Genomic DNA, 3,094 nt, shown 5'->3' with positions numbered 1-3,094 from the left:
CCAGCGCCACGTCCAGCCCGCGGCCGGTGCTGACCGTGCGGCCGGCGGCGCGCGGGGTGGACAGGCTGGGCGCGCCGGCCTGGGCGCGGGCGTTGTGGGCGCCGCCGGCGCTCTGGCGGGCAGCGAGATAACGGCCTTCCTGCACCACCAGCTCGCGCCGGAAGCCGGGAACGCCGGCATTGGCGAGGTTGTTGGCCGTGACCTGCTGCTCGCGGCTGCGCGCCGTCAGGCTGGTGAGGGTGGTGTAGATCAGGCGGTCCATGTCGGCTCAGCCGTCAGTTGCGCAGGTTGATGATGGTCTGCATCAGCTGGTTGTCGGTCTCGATCGCCTTGGCGCTGGCCTGGAAGTTGCGCTGCGCCGCGATGAGGTTGACCAGTTCGGTGGTGAGATCGACGTTCGAGCGCTCGAGATTGCCCGACAGGATCGTGCCGATGCCGCCGCGGCCGCCTTCGCCCATCATCGGCTCGCCGCTCTGGGGCGTCACCACCCAGCTGGCATCGCCGGTCTGTTTCAGCCCCTGCGGGTTGGAGAAGGTGGCGAGTGCCACCTTGCCCAGGATCTGCACCTCGCCGTTGGAGAAGCTGGCGCGCAGAAGCCCGTCGGGGTCCACCGACACGCTTTCCAGCTGGCCGGAGGCAAGCCCGTCCTGCTCCATCAGTCCGACATTGAAGGGGCCGGCCTGCTGCACCGTGGCACTGCCATGATCGATGGCGATGGCCATGGCGGCACCGCCGCTCGACGGCGTGAAGGCATCGAAGGCAAAGGGCGTCGTCGGGTTGGTCAGCACGCCGCCAAGATCGAACTCCAGCGGAATGCCGGGGGTGCCGCCCACATTCAGCTCGGTGTTGCCGACGAAGGCCCGCGCCGTCCAGCGGTGGAACGGGTCGGCGGCGGACGCCGCACTGTCCTTCACGTAATAGATGGTGGCAGCGAGCGGGTTGCCCAGGCTGTCATAGGCGGTCACCGCCGCGCTGTGGTTGAAGGTGGCCGGATCGTTGCGATCGAACACGTAGGGGTTGGTGGGCGTGTAGATCGGCCGGTTGGCGATGATTGGCGCGTCGGACGGCAGGTTGACCGTGACGTTGATGGCGCTGGTCGCCTGCGGCGCGCCGGAGGTGAGCGGCAGCCGCGCCGGCACGGTGGAGGCGAGGCTGGTCGACTGCACGACGCCGTCGATGCTGGTCGGGAAGACCTGCAGGTTGCGGCCCTGCGTGTCGACGATCATCCGGTCGGCGGTCACGGCAAAACTGCCGGCGCGGGTGAAATTGGTCTGCACGCCGCCAGGGCCAGACTTGACCACGAAGAAGCCCGGGCCCGCCAGCGCGAGGTCCAGCGCCGAGGTGCTGGTTTCGGTTGGCCCCTGCTGGAACTGCTGGGTGATGGAGCGGACGGTGGTGCCCGAACCGACGATGCGGTTGGGGTTCTGCAGCGGCGAGGTGGAGATGATGTCGCCGAACGAGACGCGGCTGCGCTTGAAGCCGGTGGTCGAGACGTTGGCGATGTTGTTGGCGATGGTCGCCATCTCGGTCTGGGCGCCGGCAAGGCCGGAAAAGGCGGTGTAGAAGGCCATGGCTCAGGTTCCTTCGGTCGCTTGTGGGGTGGGGGATTGCGCGGAAGATTGCGGCGGCGGGATCTGGAACAGCGCGATGAGCTGATCCAGCCGGTCGGCGATGACATCGAGCTTCTGATTGCCCTCGGTGGTGCCGGCGATCTGCGAGAACATCGCCATCTGTTGCACATATTGCAGGTTGTCGACGGGCTTGGTCGGGTCCTGGTTCTGCAGCTGCGTGGTCAGGAGGCGCAGGAACTCGGCCTGGCCCAGCGTCGATTTCGGCGCTGGCGGCGTGGGCGGCCGCGCGGCTGGGATGCCGGCGGGCAGGCCGGTGAGGGCTTCGGTGCCGCTCATTTGCCGAGCCTCAGCGTGTCGGCAGCAAGGCTGCGGGCGGTGGCCAGCACCTCGACATTGTTGGCATAGTGGCGGGCGGTCTCGACCATTTCGACCATCTCCTGGTTGGGATCGACGGCGGCGACCCACACATGCCCGCTGGCATCGGCCAGCGGGTGATCGGGCTCGAGCCGCTTTTCAGGCGTGCCGGTGCGGGCCAGGCGCGCCACGTCCACCGTGGCGGCAGCGCCGTCGAAGCGGCTGGCAAACACCGGCTTGAGGGCGCGATAGGCCCCGTCCTCGCTGCCCGCCACGCTGCCGGCGTTGGCGAGGTTGGAGGCGATGGCGTTCATCCGCACCAGCTGGGCGGCCATGGCCCTGCCGGCGATGTCGAAGGTGGAGAGCGGGGTCTTCATCATTCACCGCCCTTCAGCGCGCTCATCAGCGTCTGGATGCGGCCCGTCAGGAAGCCGAGGCTGGCCTGATACTTCAGCGCGTTCTCGGCAAAGGCCGCCTGTTCGGTGGCCAGCTCGACGGTGTTGCCATCGAGGCTGGGCTGCAGGGCGGCGCGGAACTTCAGAGAGGCGCCGGCCAGCTCGCCGGCAAAGCCGGCTTCGGCAGCGCGGGCCAGCACGGCATCCGCATCAAGATCGCGGGCCTTGAAGCCGGGCGTGGCGGCATTGGCGATGTTGCCGGCAATCACGTCCAGCCGCCGCGCGCGCAGCTGCAGCGCGGTGGCGGACAGGCCGATCGCCTGGTTGAACATGGTGTCGAGCGGGTTCGTCATGCCGCCAACTCAGCAACAAGCGTGCCAAGCCCGGCGACAACGGGGGGCGATGCAGGTTTGGCCCGGAACGCGGCAAGGTCTTGCCGGGGGGAGCGGCAGGCCCTTGCCGCGCTCCGGGCCGGTGCGAAGCCGGCAGCCGTGGCCTGAGGGGGAGGGCAGACAGCTGGCGCGCTTCTTGCTGGTCACCGGGGAGAGCGACCACGCCAGAGATAACGACAGGAGCGCACCATGCTTGAATCGCCCCGACACGGCATCAGCGGCCGCAGCATCGGCCTGGCCATCGCCGGCCTTGCCGTGCTGCTGCTGGCGGCGCCTGTGGTGCGCGCCCAAGACGCGGCCGGTCTCGAAGACATCGCCGCGCTCACCCGGCGGGTCAGCAACTTTGCCGGCGCGCCGGCCCGGCTCGATCCGCGCGCGCTGG

At 69.1% G+C, this 3,094-nt stretch carries 6 protein-coding genes; 1 reads left to right on the top strand and 5 read right to left on the bottom strand.

Annotated features, from left to right (window positions below; all coding sequences use genetic code 11):
• From GJV64_RS13115 to flgB, 5 genes are all read right to left on the bottom strand, one after another.
• On the bottom strand, nt 1–262 hold a 262-nt coding region (locus GJV64_RS13115), incomplete at its 3' end, for a flagellar basal body protein (RefSeq protein ID WP_235927753.1).
• Nucleotides 263–275: 13 nt separating this feature from the next.
• Nucleotides 276–1,571: a flagellar hook protein FlgE gene (locus GJV64_RS13110; RefSeq protein ID WP_164157771.1), complete on the bottom strand. Its 1,296-nt coding sequence runs from the start codon at nt 1,569–1,571 to the stop codon at nt 276–278.
• Nucleotides 1,572–1,574: 3 nt separating this feature from the next.
• Nucleotides 1,575–1,907, bottom strand: a complete 333-nt coding sequence (locus tag GJV64_RS13105) for a flagellar hook assembly protein FlgD (protein WP_164157769.1) — start codon at nt 1,905–1,907, stop codon at nt 1,575–1,577.
• Entirely contained in the window at nt 1,904–2,302 is a 399-nt protein-coding gene (flgC, locus tag GJV64_RS13100; RefSeq protein ID WP_408015000.1) for a flagellar basal body rod protein FlgC, read from the bottom strand. Before flgC ends, GJV64_RS13105 begins: the two co-directional genes overlap by 4 nt.
• Entirely contained in the window at nt 2,302–2,673 is a 372-nt protein-coding gene (gene flgB, locus GJV64_RS13095; RefSeq protein ID WP_235927752.1) for a flagellar basal body rod protein FlgB, read from the bottom strand. The genes flgC and flgB overlap by 1 nt, the downstream gene beginning before the upstream one ends.
• Nucleotides 2,674–2,901: 228 nt before the next feature.
• Between flgB and GJV64_RS13090 the strand changes: the two genes are divergently transcribed.
• Nucleotides 2,902–3,094 (top strand): hypothetical protein (locus tag GJV64_RS13090; protein WP_164157766.1); only part of this gene is annotated, 193 nt, incomplete at its 3' end.

The organism is Sandarakinorhabdus rubra, from assembly GCF_010994245.1.
GTDB lineage: Bacteria > Pseudomonadota > Alphaproteobacteria > Sphingomonadales > Sphingomonadaceae > Sandarakinorhabdus > Sandarakinorhabdus rubra.
Note: the sequence above shows the minus strand (reverse complement) of the source record. Positions and strands in the feature narration are given on the sequence as shown.